General features: G+C 67.7%; 12 protein-coding genes. 6 read left to right on the forward strand and 6 right to left on the reverse strand.

Going from position 1 to position 15,617, the window contains the following annotated elements; genetic code table 11:
* Window positions 1-4: 4 nt before the first annotated feature.
* From nuoL to AOM45_RS46365, 4 genes are read left to right on the forward strand one after another with little or no spacing between them, the layout of a single operon-like run.
* The gene (gene nuoL, locus AOM45_RS46350; protein ID WP_236704082.1) at window positions 5-1,939 is read left to right on the forward strand and encodes an NADH-quinone oxidoreductase subunit L; all 1,935 of its coding nucleotides are present in this window, start codon (window positions 5-7) and stop codon (window positions 1,937-1,939) included.
* On the forward strand, window positions 1,936-3,507 hold the full coding sequence (locus tag AOM45_RS46355) for an NADH-quinone oxidoreductase subunit M (RefSeq protein WP_030473207.1): 1,572 nt from the start codon (window positions 1,936-1,938) through the stop codon (window positions 3,505-3,507). The genes nuoL and AOM45_RS46355 overlap by 4 nt, the downstream gene beginning before the upstream one ends.
* A gap of 1 nt (window position 3,508) precedes the next feature.
* Entirely contained in the window at window positions 3,509-5,086 is a 1,578-nt protein-coding gene (gene nuoN / locus AOM45_RS46360; protein WP_030473206.1) for an NADH-quinone oxidoreductase subunit NuoN, read from the forward strand.
* A 55-nt stretch (window positions 5,087-5,141) separates the two neighbouring features.
* The gene (locus tag AOM45_RS46365; protein ID WP_051784690.1) at window positions 5,142-6,107 is read left to right on the forward strand and encodes a polyprenyl synthetase family protein; all 966 of its coding nucleotides are present in this window, start codon (window positions 5,142-5,144) and stop codon (window positions 6,105-6,107) included.
* 66 nt (window positions 6,108-6,173) lie between these two features.
* Here the strand turns inward: AOM45_RS46365 and rarD are convergent, their stop codons facing one another.
* Window positions 6,174-7,097: an EamA family transporter RarD gene (rarD, locus tag AOM45_RS46370; RefSeq protein ID WP_030473204.1), complete on the reverse strand. Its 924-nt coding sequence runs from the start codon at window positions 7,095-7,097 to the stop codon at window positions 6,174-6,176.
* A gap of 145 nt (window positions 7,098-7,242) precedes the next feature.
* Between rarD and AOM45_RS46375 the strand changes: the two genes are divergently transcribed.
* Window positions 7,243-9,195 carry a LapA family protein gene (locus AOM45_RS46375; RefSeq protein WP_030473203.1) on the forward strand — a complete coding sequence of 651 codons (1,953 nt, stop codon included), beginning with the start codon at window positions 7,243-7,245 and terminating at the stop codon, window positions 9,193-9,195.
* A gap of 58 nt (window positions 9,196-9,253) precedes the next feature.
* Here the strand turns inward: AOM45_RS46375 and AOM45_RS46380 are convergent, their stop codons facing one another.
* From AOM45_RS46380 to AOM45_RS46395, 4 genes are all read right to left on the reverse strand, one after another.
* On the reverse strand, window positions 9,254-10,303 hold the full coding sequence (locus AOM45_RS46380; RefSeq protein WP_030473202.1) for a 2-oxoacid:ferredoxin oxidoreductase subunit beta: 1,050 nt from the start codon (window positions 10,301-10,303) through the stop codon (window positions 9,254-9,256).
* Window positions 10,300-12,138, reverse strand: a complete 1,839-nt coding sequence (locus AOM45_RS46385; RefSeq protein ID WP_051784689.1) for a 2-oxoacid:acceptor oxidoreductase subunit alpha — start codon at window positions 12,136-12,138, stop codon at window positions 10,300-10,302. The genes AOM45_RS46380 and AOM45_RS46385 overlap by 4 nt, the downstream gene beginning before the upstream one ends.
* Before the next feature lie 211 nt (window positions 12,139-12,349).
* Window positions 12,350-13,090: an enoyl-CoA hydratase gene (locus AOM45_RS46390; protein WP_030473200.1), complete on the reverse strand. Its 741-nt coding sequence runs from the start codon at window positions 13,088-13,090 to the stop codon at window positions 12,350-12,352.
* Window positions 13,091-13,095: 5 nt separating this feature from the next.
* Window positions 13,096-13,536, reverse strand: coding sequence for an Lrp/AsnC family transcriptional regulator (locus tag AOM45_RS46395; protein ID WP_035913697.1), 441 nt, complete (start codon window positions 13,534-13,536; stop codon window positions 13,096-13,098).
* A gap of 147 nt (window positions 13,537-13,683) precedes the next feature.
* Between AOM45_RS46395 and ddaH the strand changes: the two genes are divergently transcribed.
* Complete coding sequence (gene ddaH / locus AOM45_RS46400; protein WP_030473198.1) at window positions 13,684-14,496, forward strand: dimethylargininase; 813 nt, start codon at window positions 13,684-13,686, stop codon at window positions 14,494-14,496.
* Between the two features lie 267 nt (window positions 14,497-14,763).
* Here the strand turns inward: ddaH and AOM45_RS50340 are convergent, their stop codons facing one another.
* Complete coding sequence (locus AOM45_RS50340; RefSeq protein ID WP_201780195.1) at window positions 14,764-15,612, reverse strand: hypothetical protein; 849 nt, start codon at window positions 15,610-15,612, stop codon at window positions 14,764-14,766.
* Window positions 15,613-15,617: the final 5 nt, after the last annotated feature.

A 15,617-nucleotide genomic window follows, 5' to 3' on the forward strand; every position in this document is an offset into this window, starting at 1 on the left:
ACCGGTGACGGAACCTGTTGCCGCCAGCGGGATCGCTTCTCTCGCCTGGCTGTTGTTGGCGCTGCCCGCGTTCGGCGCGGCGGTGCTGCTGGTCGGTGGCAAGCGCACCGACAAGTGGGGCCACCTGCTCGGCTGCGCCACGATTCTCGGCGCGTTCGGCTACGGACTCGCCCTGTTCTTCTCGACGCTCGGCCTGTCGCCGGAGGAGCGGGTGCAGAACGTGCACCTGTTCAACTGGATCGACGTCAACGCGCTGACCGTCGAGTTCGGACTGCGGATCGACCCGCTGTCGCTCACGTTCGTGCTGCTGATCACCGGTGTGGGCTCGCTGATCCACATCTACTCGATCGGCTACATGGCGCACGAGGAAGGCAGGCGGAAGTTCTTCGCCTACCTCAACCTCTTCGTCGCGGCGATGCTCCTGCTGGTGCTGGGCAACGGTTTCGTGACCCTGTACTTCGGCTGGGAGGGCGTCGGTCTCGCCTCGTACCTGCTGATCGGCTGGTACCAGTACAAGCCGGAAGCGGCGTCGGCGGCCAAGAAGGCCTTCCTGATGAACCGCGTCGGTGACCTGGGCCTCGCCATCGCGATCTTCCTGATGTTCAACAAGCTCGGGACCACGCAGTACACCGAGGTCTTCAGCCGCGTCAGCGAGTTCTCCTCCGCCGAGGTCCTCGCGATCACGCTGCTGCTGCTCCTGGGCGCCTGCGGCAAGTCCGGTCAGTTCCCGCTCCAGGCCTGGTTGCCCGACGCCATGGCCGGTCCGACCCCGGTGTCCGCCCTGATCCACGCGGCAACGATGGTCACCGCGGGTGTGTACCTGATCGCCCGCTCGAACCCGCTCTACAACCTGAGCGAGGACGGCCGCCTGGTCGTCATGATCATCGGTGGCGTCACGCTGCTGATCGGTTGCATCATCGGTTGCGCCTACGACGACTTCAAAAAGGTCCTGGCGTACTCGACGGTCTCGCAGATCGGCTACATGATCCTCGCGGTGGGCCTCGGCCCGATCGGGTACGCGCTGGGCATCATGCACCTGCTGACGCACGGCTTCTTCAAGGCAGGGCTCTTCCTCGGTGCCGGTTCGGTCATGCACGGCATGAACGACGAGGGCAACATCCGCAGGATGGGCGGGCTCTACAAGTTCCTGCCGATCACCTTCGTCACCTGGACGCTCGGCTACCTCGCGCTGATTGGCATCCCGCCGTTCGCGGGCTACTTCTCGAAGGACGCCATCATCGCGGCGGCGTTCACCGGCGAAGGCTGGCGCCCGTGGGTCTTCGGTGGTGTCGCACTGCTCGGTGCCGCGCTGACCGCGTTCTACATGACGCGCCTGCTGATCCTCGTCTTCCTGGGCCAGCCCCGCTGGAAGGACCTGAAGTCCGAGGACGGCCGCGACTACCACCCGCACGAGTCCCCGCTGTCGATGACCGTTCCGATGATCATCCTGGCGGTCGGTTCGGTCGGTGGCGGTTGGTTCCTCTCCTCCGGCGGGCGTCTGGCCGGCTGGCTGGAGCCCTCGCTGGGCGAGCTGAAGGAAGAGCACGGCGTGATCTCGCACGGCATGGTCGGGATCCTGACCGTCGTGCTGGCGGTCGTCGGCGCCGGACTCGCGTTCCTGCTCTTCGGCCGCGGCAAGCAGCCGGTCGAGCGGCCGGCGCGGGTGTCGTTCCCGGTGCGCGCGGCGCGTGCGGACCTCTACGGCAACGCACTGAACGAGGCCCTCTTCGCGCGGCCGGGCACCTGGCTCACCCGCGCGCTGGTGTTCCTCGACCTGAAGGGCGTCGACGGTCTGGTCAACGGCACCGCGGCGCTGCTCGGCGGTAGCTCCGGCCGGTTGCGCAGGCTGCAGACCGGGTTCGTCCGCTCCTACGCACTGTCCATGCTGCTGGGCTCGATCTTCGTGCTCGGGGCGCTCCTGGTGGTGAGGTTCTCGTGACCTGGGTTCTGATCGCGCTGCTGGTCGTGCCGCTCGTCGGCGCGCTGGTGGTGTCGTTCCTGCGCAAGGACGACGCGAAGGCCAAGCTCGTCGCACTGGCGTTCTCGGTCGTCGAACTGGTGCTCGCCGTTCTGCTGTGGACCGCCTACAAGCCCTCCTCAGGCGAGCGGCTGCAGCTGCAGTTCGGCGTGGACTGGATCCCGGCGTTCGGCGTGCGGCTCTCGTTCGGCATCGACGGCATCGCGCTGGTGATGATCGCGGTGATCGCGCTGCTGATCCCGCTCGTGATCGGGGCCGGCTGGACGGAGAAGCTGCCCGCCGGCCGTTCGCAGGGCGGCTATCTCGCACTGATCCTGGTGCAGGAGGCCGTGACGGTCGCGGTGTTCGCCGCCACCGACGTCTTCCTGTTCTACGTGCTGTTCGAGGTCATGCTGATCCCGATGTACTTCCTGATCGGCGGCTACGGCGGCGCGCGCAGGCAGTACGCGGCGGTCAAGTTCTTCCTGTACTCGTTCCTCGGCGGCCTGATCATGCTGGCCTCCGCGATCGGCGCCTACGCGATGGCGTCGGACGAGCTGGGCAAGGGCACGTTCGACTGGGCGACGCTCGTGACCGTGGTCCGCGACGCGGACGCGACGACGCAGACCTGGCTGTTCCTCGGCTTCTTCCTCGCGTTCGCGATCAAGGCGCCGCTGGTGCCGTTCCACACCTGGCTGCCCGACGCGGCCGCCGAGGCGCCCATCGGCGTCACGGTGATCGTCGTCGGCATCCTGGACAAGGTCGGCACGTTCGGCATGCTGCGCTACCTGCTGCCGATGTTCCCGACGGCGTCGAAGAACCTGGCGCCGCTCGTGCTCGTGCTCGCGGTGGCCGGTGTCCTTTATGGATCGCTGCTCGCCACGGGCCAGCGGGACATGAAGCGGTTCCTCGCCTACGTCTCGATCGCCCACTTCGGCTTCATCGCGCTCGGCATCTTCTCGTTCACGTCCCAGGCGGGCGTGGGCTCGGTGTCGTACATGCTCAACCACTCGGTCTCGACCGGCATGCTGATCCTGGTGATCGGCATGGTGATCGCCCGCGGTGGTTCGTCGAAGATCGCCGACTACGGCGGCATGTCGAAGGTGGCGCCGCTGCTCGCGGGCATGCTGCTGCTGTCGGGTCTGACCACGCTGTCGCTGCCGGGCACGAACTCGTTCGTATCCGAGTTCCTGGTGCTGATCGGCTCGTTCCCGACGCAGCCGGTCTACACGATCATCGCGACGGTCGGCATGGTGCTCGCGGCCCTGTACGTGCTGTGGCTCTACCAGCGGGTGATGACCGGTCCGCTGCGCGGTGACGCCCTCGTGGGTGCCGCCGCTGGTCCGGGTGCGGTCGGCGACCCGGAGAAGAAGACGGCGATCGGCGACCTGAACAGGCGTGAGATCGCGGTCCTCGCACCGCTCGTAGTCATCGTGCTGGCCCTCGGGTTCTTCCCGCAGCCGGTGCTCGACGTGATCACCCCGTCCGTCGGGGCGACGCTGACCGAGGTCGGCGTGACCGACCCGGTCTCCGTGCAGGAAGGCAAGTGACGTGAACCTTCTCGTCGCTCAGGCGCAGCAGATCGAGGCGCCGCAGATCGACTACGGCGCCATCGCGCCTCTGCTCGTCGTGCTCGGCGCGGCGTGCATGAGCGTGCTGCTGGAAGCCTTGCTGCCCAAGCACCAGCGGTGGGCCGTGCAGCTCGTGCTCACGCTCGGCACGCTGGTCGGCGCCACGGGTGCGCTGATCTTCTACGCGACGTCGGAGCGTCCCGCCCAGGGCGTCGCGACGCTGGCGGGTGCGATCGCGGTCGACTCGCCGTCGTTGTTCCTGTGGGCCACGTTGCTGGTGCTGGCGTTCGGCAGCGTGCTGCTGATCGCCGACCGCTCGGTGGAGCCCGGTGGCGCGTTCGTGGCCCAGGCCGCGATCCGTCCCGGCACCATCCAGGACCGCGCGCAGGCCACGAAGACCGGCATGCAGACCGAGGTCTTCCCGCTCACGCTGTTCGCGCTCGGCGGCATGATGACGTTCGTCGCGTCGAACGACCTGCTGACCATGTTCGTCGCGCTGGAAGTCCTGTCGCTGCCGCTGTACCTGATGTGCGGCCTGGCTCGCCGCCGTCGCCTGCTCTCGCAGGAAGCGGCCGTGAAGTACTTCCTGCTCGGCGCGTTCGCCTCCGCGTTCTTCCTCTACGGCGTGGCCCTGCTCTACGGCTACGCGGGTTCGGTGAAGCTCTCGGCGATCGCGACGGCCGCGGCCGGCACGGACCGCTCCGACACGCTGCTGTTCGCGGGCTTCGGCCTGCTGGTGGTGGGCCTGCTGTTCAAGGCGGCCGTCGGACCGTTCCACTCCTGGACCCCGGACGTGTACCAGGGCGCGCCGACGCCGGTGACGGCGTTCATGGCCGCGTGCACCAAGGTCGCCGCGTTCGGCGGCATCCTGCGCGTGCTCACGGTGGCGTTCGAGAACACGCAGTGGGAGTGGCGCGGCGTGCTCTACGGCGTCGCGGTCGTGTCGATGGTGATCGGTGCTGTGCTGGGTCTCACGCAGACCGACGTGAAGCGCATGATCGCGTACTCCTCGGTGGCGCACGCGGGCTTCCTGCTGATCGGCTCGATCGCCCTGACGCCGGAGGGCACCGCGCCCGGCGTGAGCGCGACGCTGTTCTACCTGCTGGCGTACGGCTTCACCACGATCGCCGCGTTCGGCATCGTGTCGCTGGTCCGCAACTCGGACGGCGAGGCGACGCACCTGTCGCAGTGGGCGGGTCTCGCGAAGCGGTCGCCGATCGTGGCGGGCGTCTTCACGTTCCTGCTGCTGGCGCTGGCCGGCATTCCGCTGACGTCCGGCTTCATCGGCAAGTTCGTCGTGTTCAGCGCGGCGATCGAGGCCGGCCTGGCGCCGCTCGTGGTGATCGCCCTGGTGGCATCGGCCGTCGCGGCGTTCTTCTACCTGCGGGTGATCGTGCTGATGTACTTCAGCGAGCCCGCTCCGGACGGCCCGACCGTGACCGTGCCGGGTGCGTTCACCACGATCGCGATCACGTTGGGTGCGGTTGTGACCTTGGTGCTCGGTTTGTGGCCCACGTTCGTGCTCGATTGGGCGGGTACCGGCACGTTCCTCAGCTAGGTGTACGTAGGCTGCTGGTGTGACCAGTAGCGAGCATGAGGGACCGGGGTTCGCGTTGGTGGACCCCGTGCTCTCCGAGGTAGTCCAGGTCGGCCTGGCCGAGGTGGAGCGCAACCTGCACGACGTCGTGCAGAGCGAGTTCCACCCGGTCACGGAAACCTCGCTTCACCTTGTGGAGGCGGGCGGAAAGCGGATCCGCCCGCTCTTCACACTGCTCGCATCGCAGTTCGGCGCCGACTGGGACCGGGAGAAGGTCATCAAGGCGGCCACTGTGGTCGAGCTCACCCACCTCGCGACGCTCTACCACGACGACGTCATGGACGAGGCGACCATGCGCCGCGGCGCGGTGTCCGCGAACGTCAAGTGGGACAACAGCATCGCGATCCTCACGGGTGACTTCCTCTTCGCCCACGCGTCACGGCTCACCGCGGATCTGGGGACGGACGCGGCGCGGATCATCGCGGAGACCTTCTCGGTCCTGGTGACCGGTCAGATGCGCGAGACCGTCGGCCCGCAGCCCGGCGAGGACCCGATCTCCCACTACCTCAAGGTGATCGAGGAGAAGACCGGCGTCCTGATCGCCACCGCGGCGAGGTTCGGCGGCATGTTCTCCGACGCGACCGACGAGCAGACGGACGCGCTGCGCCGGTACGCCGAGGTGATCGGGGCGGCGTTCCAGATCTCGGACGACGTCATCGACATCGCTTCCCCGTCGGCGGAGTCCGGCAAGACGCCGGGCACCGACCTGCGCGAGGGCGTGAAGACGCTGCCGATGCTCTATGCGCTCGCGGACCCGTCCGAGACGCGGCTCGCCGAGCTGCTGGCGGGCCCGATCCACGACGACGCGCTGGTGGACGAGGCCCTGGAGCTGCTGCGCAACTCGTCCGGCATGGACAAGGCGCGCGAGACCCTCGACGAGTACGCGGACCGAGCCCGCACGGAGCTGGGCAAGCTGCCGCCGTGCCCCGCCCGCGACGCCCTCGAAGAGCTGGCCACCTACTGCGTAGCCCGCTCCCGCTGACTGTTTTCGGGGTTACGCGGGAGCCCCGCGTAACCCTCAGGGACACGCGGGGCTCCCGCGTAACCCTCAGTCGACCGGCGCGAGCAACTGCTTGCGCCGGTTCCGCACCGCGTCGAACGTGAAGATCGCCAGGGCGAGCCAGACGAGCGCGAACCCGATCCACCGGCTGGCCGGCATGGGCTCGTGCACGACGAACACGCCCCAGACGAACTGCAGGACCGGCGCGAGGTACTGCAGCATGCCCATGGTGGTCAGCGGGATCCGTTGCGCGCCCGCGCCGAACAGCACCAGCGGGACCGCGGTGACGATGCCGGTGCTGAGGAGCAGCAGCGTGTGGCCGGTGCCTTCGGTGGTGAAGGTGTTCGCGCTGCCGAGCGTGAGCAGGTAGACGAACGCGATCGGGGCGATCACGGCGCTCTCCGCGGTGAGGCTGGAGATGGCGTCGAGCGGCACTTTCTTCTTGAGCAGCCCGTAGACGCCGAACGAGCAGGCCAGGATCAGCGAGATCACCGGCAGCCTGCCGTAGTCGACGGTGAGCACGATCACAGCGATGACGACCACGGCGATCGCGACGGCCTGGGGCAGCCGCAGCCGCTCCTTCAGGAAGATCATTCCGAGCGCGACGCTGAGCAACGGCGTGATGAAGTAGCCGAGCGCGGACTCCACCACGTGCTGGCTGTTGACCGCGTAGATGTAGGTGCCCCAGTTCGCCGTGATCAAGATGGCCGCGGCGGTAACGATGAGCCAGCCTTTTCCTGATAACTCAAGGAAAGGACGCCACCGCCGGAGCACCACGACGACGATGGCGAGCATGACGAACGACCAGACGATCCGGTGTGCGAGCACCTCGACCGGCCGGGCGGGTACGAGGAGTGGCCAGTACGCGGGGAACAGTCCCCAAAGGACGTAGGCGAGTGCGCCGTAGGTGAGTCCTCGCCCCTGGGTGTGAACTTCTGGCGAAGTGATGGAGGAAGTCGTCAGCGGCGGCACAGAATCCCACTCTACGCTGGCGTTTCCTCTGGTTGTTTGCGCTGAACGGCGTAGTGACGGAGCATCATCGAAGGCACTGTAGTTTGGCCATGCTCACCCTTCCGAGTGAGTGGGGGCCGAGTGTGGTCGTAGAAGGGGCTTACCCGTGAATGTCTTCGGGCAGGTCTGGCTGTGGAGCTTGCTCGCGTTCGTCGCGGGAGCGCTGCTCACCTGGGTGGTGATGGTCCGCCCCGCGCGCAAGCAGATCGCCGACCTCGAAGATCAACTTCTGGACGCTCGCCGGTCGGCCCCGCCGATCGCGACGGCCGTCCGCACCGACGACTTCGAGGTCGACGAGTGGGACGACGCGCCGCCGCGGTCGCTGACCGACGACGTGCTGACCCTGCCGCCTCCAGCGCCGACTCCCGCGCCCGCGCCCGCGCCGTACGTGGAGCCGCCGGCCTACTTCGGTGAGCCCGTGCCGCCACCGGCGCCCATCCCGGCTCCGCTGCCCGTTCCGGTCGTCGAGGAGCCCGTGGAGGCTCCCGTCGACGAGGTCGTGGAGGAGGAGCCGTCCGCTCCGGTCCGCCAGTACCTGGAGCCGGAGGAGGCGCAGCGCCGGTTCGAGGAGCAGCTGGCCGAGCAGAAGGCCATGGCCGACGCCGAGGACGACCGTCCGCGTTCGCTCTTCGAGCGCCTCGCGCCCGAGGAAGTGCCGGAGGAGACCCCGGCCGAGATGACGACGGTGCTGCCGCGGTCCGGTCTCGAGGCCGCCGACTTCGACGACGAGCCGGAGCTCCCGGTCGAGCAGACGTCGTACGTGCCCACCGTCGAGCCCGTCGCCGAGGTCGCTCCGCCGACCCACGAGCCGACCGCGCCGGCGGAGGTCGAGCACCCCGACGACTTCATCTACCAGCCGCGCGAGGTGTGGGCCGAGCAGGAGCAGGAGGTCTTCCTCGACGAGGCCGACGAGCAGGAGGACGAGCCCGCCGGCACCCGCTCCGAGCAGACGACGTTCATCGCCGTCGAGGAGAGCAGCTGGCCCGACACCGACCTCACCGGCGAGTACCCCGGCCTGCGCGACGAGATCTCCGGCCAGCTGGACGGGTTCACCGAGCCGGAGCCGGAGACGGCCGCCGAGCAGACCGGGTTGATCGAGCCGATCGACCTGGACGCGCCGCACGTGCGCAACGGCGTCTTCGAGACGACCCTCGCGGACGAACAGGCGTACACCGAAGAGCAGGCGTTCACCGAGCCCGAACCCGAGCCCGAGTCCGCCCCTGCCCACGCCTACCGCGAGCCGGTTCACGAAGAGCCCGCGCGGCCCTACTCCCAGCCGTTCACCGCTCCCGGTGCCCCGGCTCCCGCGCCGTTCTCGGCGTTCGAGCCGCGGACCGAGGTCGAGGAAGCTCCGGAACGCACGCCGCGTGGCGTCGGCGCCGCCTTCTCGCACGCGCCGGAAGCACCCCCGGCCCCGGCGCCGGTGGCCGACCGTCCGCGCTCGCTGTTCGAACCGCTGCTGGACGCCGACGAGCCGCTGCCGCCGACCGGCCAGACCCGCTCGCTCCCGGACACGAGCAACGACCAGCCGTTCGTGCCGAAGTTCGTGCCGAGCGACGAGCCGCTGCTCGCCGCCCCGCCCGAGCCGGAGCCCGAGCCCGTCGTCGTCGAGACCGACCTGCCCCAGCGCGTGACCGAGGCGGGCCTGCCGATCCGCGAGGCCCGTCGCACCACGGCGCAGCGCCAGCAGAGCTTCCCGGCGTTCCAGGCCTTCGAGTCCCCGAAGCCGGAGGCCCCGCCCGCCCCCGCCGCACTCCCGGCCCGCCCGCGCCCGGTCGGCTTCTCGCCGTCCACGGGTGGCCGCCCGAACGGCGCGGCGGGTTCGTCGGCGCGCTACCAGCAGCCGGAGGGCTTCAACCCGCGCTCCCCGTTCGGTCCGGGTTCGGTGCTGCCGAAGTCGGACGGCCACGCGCCGGCCGCGGACTTCGCGGTGAAGGCGACGCTGACCGGTCGTCGGTACTACACCGAGGGATCCGCGAACTTCGTGGACACGAGGGCGGACGTGTGGTTCCGCACCGAGGCCGACGCGGAGAAGGCCGGGTTCCGCCCGGCTCCGTGACAGGCATGTGAAAAAGGCCTCCACCGCGTTCGGTGGAGGCCTTTCTCGTCGGTCCGGGTCAGCCGACCACGGTCCAGGTGTCCTTGCCGTGCAACAGCTTGCTCAGGTCCGCTTCCTTCGCGGCCTTGGCCGCGTCGACCTGAGCGCGTGCGCTGTCGTCGTACGTCGGCCTGTTCGCCCTGCGGAACACACCCGTGACGGTGTGCGAGAGGTCCTGCGTCGACAGCCGCGAGAGCGCGAACGACAGGTTCAGGTCCGACGCGTCGTGGATGACGATGTCGCTCGCGTCCACGTCCGCGGACTTCGCGACCGCGAGCCCGAAGCCCTCGCGGATCACGCAGTACTCGCCCTCGCGACCGAACCGGATGGGCTCGCCGTCGACGACGTTGATGATCCGCCGCTGTGCCTCGTCCGCGTCCTTCAGCACGTCGAACGCGCCGTCGTTGAAGATCGGGCAGTTCTGGTAGATCTCGACGAGCGCCGAACCGCGGTGCTCGGCCGCCTGGCGCAGCACCGAGGTCAGACCCGCCTTGTCCGAGTCGAGCGCCCGGCCCACGAAGGAGGCCTCCGCGCCCAGTGCCAGCGACACCGGGTTGAACGGGTGGTCGAGCGATCCGGCCGGGGTCGACTTGGTGATCTTGCCTTCCTCGGAGGTCGGCGAGTACTGACCCTTGGTGAGGCCGTAGATCCGGTTGTTGAACAGCAGGATCTTGAGGTTCACGTTGCGGCGCAGCGTGTGGATCAGGTGGTTGCCGCCGATCGACAGCGCGTCACCGTCACCGGTCACCACCCACACGCTCAGGTCCGGCCGCGACACGGCGAGACCCGTGGCGATGGCCGGCGCACGGCCGTGGATGGAGTGCATGCCGTACGTGTTCATGTAGTACGGGAAGCGGGACGAGCACCCGATGCCCGAGACGAACACGATGTTCTCGCGCTTGAGACCGAGTGACGGCAGGAACGACTGCATCGTGTTGAGCACGATGTAGTCGCCACAGCCGGGGCACCAGCGGACCTCCTGGTCCGACTTGTAGTCCCTGGCCGTCTGCTTCTCGTCGGTGGTGGGAATTCCGGTCAGTCCCGGGATCCCGAGGTCGATAGCAGTCACGCCGACACCCCCTTGATCACGTCAGCGAGCACGTCCTGCAGCTCCTCCGCCTTGAAGGGCAGGCCCTGCACCTTGGTGTACGAGACGGCGTCCACCAGGTACTTCGCCCTCAACAGCAACGCCAGCTGGCCCAGGTTCATTTCCGGCACGATCACCTTGTCGTACTTGCGGAGCACCTCGCCCAGGTTCTTCGGGAACGGGTTGAGGTGGCGCAGGTGCGCGTGCGCGACCGGCAGGCCCAGCTTGCGGACCCGGCGTGCCGCGGCGCCGATCGGGCCGTACGACGAGCCCCAGCCCACGACCAGGACCTTCGCCTCGCCGCTCGGGTCGTCGACCACGACGTCCGGGACCTCGATGCCGTCGATCTTCGCCTGGCGCAGGCGGACCATCCGGTCGTGGTTCTCGGGGTCGTACGAGATGTTGCCGGTGACGTCCTGCTTCTCCAGGCCGCCGATGCGGTGCTGGAGACCGGGCGTGCCGGGCACGGCCCAAGGGCGGGCCAGCGTCTCCGGGTCGCGCGAGTACGGCTGGAACGTCTCGGGGTCGGTCGCGAACTCGACCTGAAGGTCGGGCAGCGAGTCGACGTCCGGGATCAGCCACGGCTCGGAGCCGTTCGCGACCGCGCCGTCGGAGAGGAACAGCACCGGCGTGCGGTACTGGAGCGCGATCCTGGCGGCGTCGAGCACGGCGGCGAAGCAGTCAGACGGGGACTGCGGCGCGACGATCGGCACCGGCGACTCGCCGTTGCGGCCGAACATCGCCTGCAGCAGGTCGGCCTGCTCGGTCTTCGTCGGCAGACCGGTGGACGGGCCACCGCGCTGCACGTCGATCACCAGCAGCGGCAGCTCGGTCATCACCGCGAGGCCGATGGTCTCTGACTTCAGCGCGATGCCGGGGCCTGACGTCGACGTGACGCCGAGCGCACCGCCGTAGGACGCGCCGAGGGCGATGCCGATGCCCGCGATCTCGTCCTCGGCCTGCACCGTGGTGATGTCGAAGTTCTTGTGCTTGCTCAGCTCGTGCAGGATGTCCGACGCCGGCGTGATCGGGTACGTGCCGAGCACGACGGGCAGCTTCGAGCGCTGCGCCGCCGCGACGATGCCGTACGCCGTGGCCGTGTTGCCGGTGATCTGGCGGTACGTGCCGGCGTTGAGCTTCGCGGGCGCCACCTCGTAGGTGACGGCGAAGGCCTCGGTCGTCTCGCCGTAGTTCCAGCCGGCGCGGAACGCCAGGACGTTGGCCTCGGCGATGTCCGGCTTCTTCGCGAACTTCTCGCGCAGGAACCGTTCCGTGCCTTCGGTCGGCCGGTGGTACATCCACGACAGCAGGCCCAGCGCGAACATGTTCTTCGCGCGCTCGGCGTCCTTCTTGCCGAGCCCGGTCTCCTCCAGCGCGCCGATGGTCAGCGTGGCCATGGCGACCTTGTGGACCTGGAAGCGTTCCAGGGACTCGTCCTCGAGCGGGTTCGAGTCGTACCCGACCTTCGTCAGGTTCCGCTTCGTGAACTCGTCGGTGTTGACGATGAGGATGCCGCCGTCCGGCAGGTCGACGACGTTCGCCTTGAGCGCGGCCGGGTTCATCGCGACGAGGACGTCGGGACGGTCACCGGGCGTCAGGATGTCGTAGTCGGCGAAGTGCAGCTGGAACGACGAAACGCCGGGGAGGGTGCCCTGGGGAGCGCGGATCTCGGCCGGGAAGTTGGGCTGGGTGGCGAGGTCGTTGCCGAACGCCGCCGCTTCCGACGTGAACCGGTCTCCGGTGAGCTGCATGCCGTCACCGGAGTCGCCGGCGAAGCGGATCACGACGCGATCCAGCTTGCGGGTCTCAGTGCTCATTCCTACGCCGATACCTCTCTCCAAGGGTGGCTGTGCCCCACATCGAGGGTAGTCGCCAGGACCGCCCGCCAGACCGGCCGTGTACCACCAGGCGAGACAAACCGTCCCATCCGCCGCACCGGGTCCTTAACTAGACGGTAGGCACAGCACTACCAGCGGATACCCGAATGCGGCAGACGTCACCCCCGATACCTGTTACTCAAGGTAACACCTACCGTCCGCTGATTCGAGCCTTCATCGAGGCAAGCCTGGCAGCGAACTCTGGAGTGTCGATCGAAGCGACCTGTGGCCTCAGCTCGGTCTCGACCGCCTCCGCGTGGTCGTGCATTGCATCGGTCGCCCGCATGGTCGCCTTGATGGTCCGTACGAGTTCAGCTGGAGCCTCGGCAGCGGCCCTGGCCAGCTCTTTTGCTACTGCGAGTGGGTCTTCGGCCTTGGTGAGTGCGAGGTTGGTGCGCACCGCTTCATCGGCGTCCAGGATCTGCCCGAAGAGCGTCATGGCCGTCGCGGTCTGCGGCCCGGTGATCCTCTGCAGCATCCAGGTCATGCCGCCACCAGGGTGAATGCCGAGCTGCAGGAACCGCGCGTCGAACCGCGCTTTCGGCCCGGCGACACGAACGTCGGTCGCCAGCGCGAGGTTGAGGCCGGCACCCACCGCGGCCCCGTTGACGGCGGCGATCGTCGGAATCGTGGCGTTGGCCACGGCGAGGAACCCCTTGTAGATCTTCCGCAGTCCCTCGTCCTTGGACTCGCCGAGCTGCGTGAGGTCCGCACCGGCGCAGAACGCGGGCGGCGCGCCGGTGACGATCAGGGCGTTGGCGGTTTCCTCTGCTTGGGCGACCCTGTCCGCGAGCTCCTGCGACAGGTCGATCGTGAGTGCGTTGCGCCGGTCCGGATCGTTGATCGTGATCACGGCGACGGAGTCGTTGAGCTCCAGCAGAACCTCAGCCATGGGCCCTAGGGTGCCAGCGGCCGGTCCAGGAGCCGGGACAGGACCACCGTCGACACCGTCCGGTCGATGATCTCGACGGCCCTGAGACGTTCCAGCGCGGTCTCGAGGTGGTGGATGTCCGCGGCCCTGAGGTGCACGATCGCGTCCGCGGCCCCCGACACCGTGTAGGCGGCGCTGACCTCGGCCATCGGCTCCAACCGGTGCTGGATGTCGTGCGGCGCCACGTTCCCCTTGCAGTGCACCTCGACGAACGCCTCGGTACCCCACCCGAGCGCCTCGGGGTCCACCACGGCCGTGAAGCCGCGAAGAACCCCGGTGTCCAGGAGTTTGTCCACCCGCCGCTTCACCGCAGGGGCGCTGAGCCCCACCTCTTTGCCGATCTCGGCGTAGCTAGATCGCGCGTTGGCCATGAGGCACGAAATGATTCGCTGGTCGATGCTGTCCACACGCAACATTCTGCCCTAGTTGACGCAATGTCGCGGCGTTGATCGATGGTCTAGCTGGGCTTTACATTTCGATCCATGACGGTATCCATCTCCGGGCCCGGCGAGCCGATCACGCTCGACATCGCCGCACCCCTCGCGCCGACGCGCATGCCGACGACCCGTCGGTACCTCATGTGCCCGCCGACGTACTTCACGGTGGAGTACGCCATCAACCCGTGGATGGACCCGACTCAGCCCACCAGCACGTCGCTGGCAGTGGAGCAGTGGACGGCCCTGAAGGAGACCTACGAGCGCCTGGGCCACGAGGTCCACGTGATCGACCCCGTCGCCGGCCTCCCCGACATGGTCTTCTCGGCCAACAGCGGCACGGTCATCGACGGCCGAGTCCTGGGCTCCCGCTTCCGCGCAGAGCAGCGCGCGGCCGAAGCCGACCACTTCCGCCGCTGGTTCCTCGGCGCCGGCTACAAGTCCGTGGTCATGCCCACCGCGGTCAACGAGGCCGAGGGCGACTTCACCTGGACCGGCTCCCTACTGCTGGCAGGAACAGGCTTCCGCACCGACCCGCACGCCCACTCGGAGGCCCAGGAGGTCCTAGGAGTCCCGGTCGTCTCCCTGCAGCTCGTCGACCCGCGCTTCTACCACCTCGACGTGGCCCTGTTCATGCTCGACGACCAGTCTTCGTCGCCTCTGGTGGCCTACTACCCGGAAGCGTTCTCGCCGGGTTCGCAGCAGGTCCTGCGCCGCCTCTTCCCGGACGCCGTGATCGCCAACGACGACGACGCGGTCTGCCTGGGCCTGAACGCGGTCTCCGACGGCAAGCACGTGGTGATGCCAGTCGAGGCCACCCACCTGGCCGAGCAGGTGGCGCGGCGCGGGTTCGAGCCCGTGCTCGTGGACATCTCGGAACTGCGCAAGTCGGGCGGCGGCCCGAAGTGCTGCACGATGGAACTGCGCGGCTGACCTCGCCCACGCAGTGCCGTTCCGCAGTTCCTGCTTGAAGGCCTCATATGTGGGTTGACCTGGTTCGATGCTGCCAACGACGTCAGCGTCGGCAGGTCGCCGTCTGCCGCTGACTGTGGCCCTCTGCGGCTGTCTCTGGAACATGTGTGGAACAAGTAGAGCCCCGACGGAATCCGTCGGGGCTCTACTGCATGTCTCCCCAGGTTTGAGGGCGTTCCGGCGCGGATGCGCACGATCGGACCGGCAAGTGAGCGGTCCGTCGGTGGCCTAGATACGGGCGAAGATAGACGCGTAGTGTGTAACCACTCGCGAAATCATGTTGTCGTAATAGAACGAGTCGTCTCGTCCGGGCGCCGGTGAGTTCTCGACCAAGTCGACCGGACCGCCGTCGTTTCGGAAATTGAGGACCGTGATTCCGATGCTGTCGAAGCCGACTTCAGACGAGGCTGATCGTCGTGGTATTTCTCGAATCTTCTGCAGTATGCCCTCGGTTGCACGTGGCTGGTTGTGTCGAGAAACTTCGGTTTCCCTTGATCCAAGGGGAAAATTGTTGCGAGTCGGCGAAAGGAACTCGGTGGCGGCGTTGACCTGCACGTAACCGATGGCAATCGCTTGCTGGGTGGCGCCGTGAATGCACAGATGTGAGGAGTTCAGCTCATCATACAATCGCGGTCGCGCTTTCGTGTGTTCGGTCATGCATGCTTTTGCTTCAAGCGCGATCAGGACCGATGAAACCGGCGCCACCGGTAGATCTGGGAACTGCGACAATTTTTCTCGCTCGACATGAGTGAGAGGTATGCCGAAGTCGTCAGCAAGCTTGGCGAAGGTGGAAGTTGGTTCTTTTGACGTACTTCCCGGCCTGGCGATCACCAGGTCGAGCTTCTTCTTGCGGTTGGTGGAGAAGTCCGTCATCGAGTGGTTGACGCCAAGAACGATCTTGCCCTCCTCTGCGTGTGTTCGCAGAAGTGATGACTGATCCAGGAGATCGAACGCGATACCCCAGCAGCCGACCTTCGAGTGGCGGTCTGATCGCGGGTGGTACTGCCACCTGTTGCCGTACTTATCTGGTTCGCCTGGCTGCTGAAGAAACCTGGCGAGGAGGGTCGGCCCGAACATGATCA

Origin of the sequence: Lentzea aerocolonigenes, assembly GCF_000974445.1 — a bacterium.
Classification (GTDB): Bacteria; Actinomycetota; Actinomycetes; order Mycobacteriales; family Pseudonocardiaceae; genus Lentzea; species Lentzea aerocolonigenes.

Excerpts from the sequence above, each read along its gene's own strand:
- AOM45_RS46385 (WP_051784689.1), bottom strand. The coding sequence starts at position 12,138 with ATGAGCACTGAGACCCGCAAGCTGGATCGCGTCGTGATCCGCTTCGCC.
- AOM45_RS46390 (WP_030473200.1), bottom strand. The coding sequence starts at position 13,090 with ATGGCTGAGGTTCTGCTGGAGCTCAACGACTCCGTCGCCGTGATCACG.
- AOM45_RS50340 (WP_201780195.1), bottom strand. The coding sequence starts at position 15,612 with ATGTTCGGGCCGACCCTCCTCGCCAGGTTTCTTCAGCAGCCAGGCGAA.
- ddaH (WP_030473198.1), top strand. The coding sequence starts at position 13,684 with ATGCCGACGACCCGTCGGTACCTCATGTGCCCGCCGACGTACTTCACG.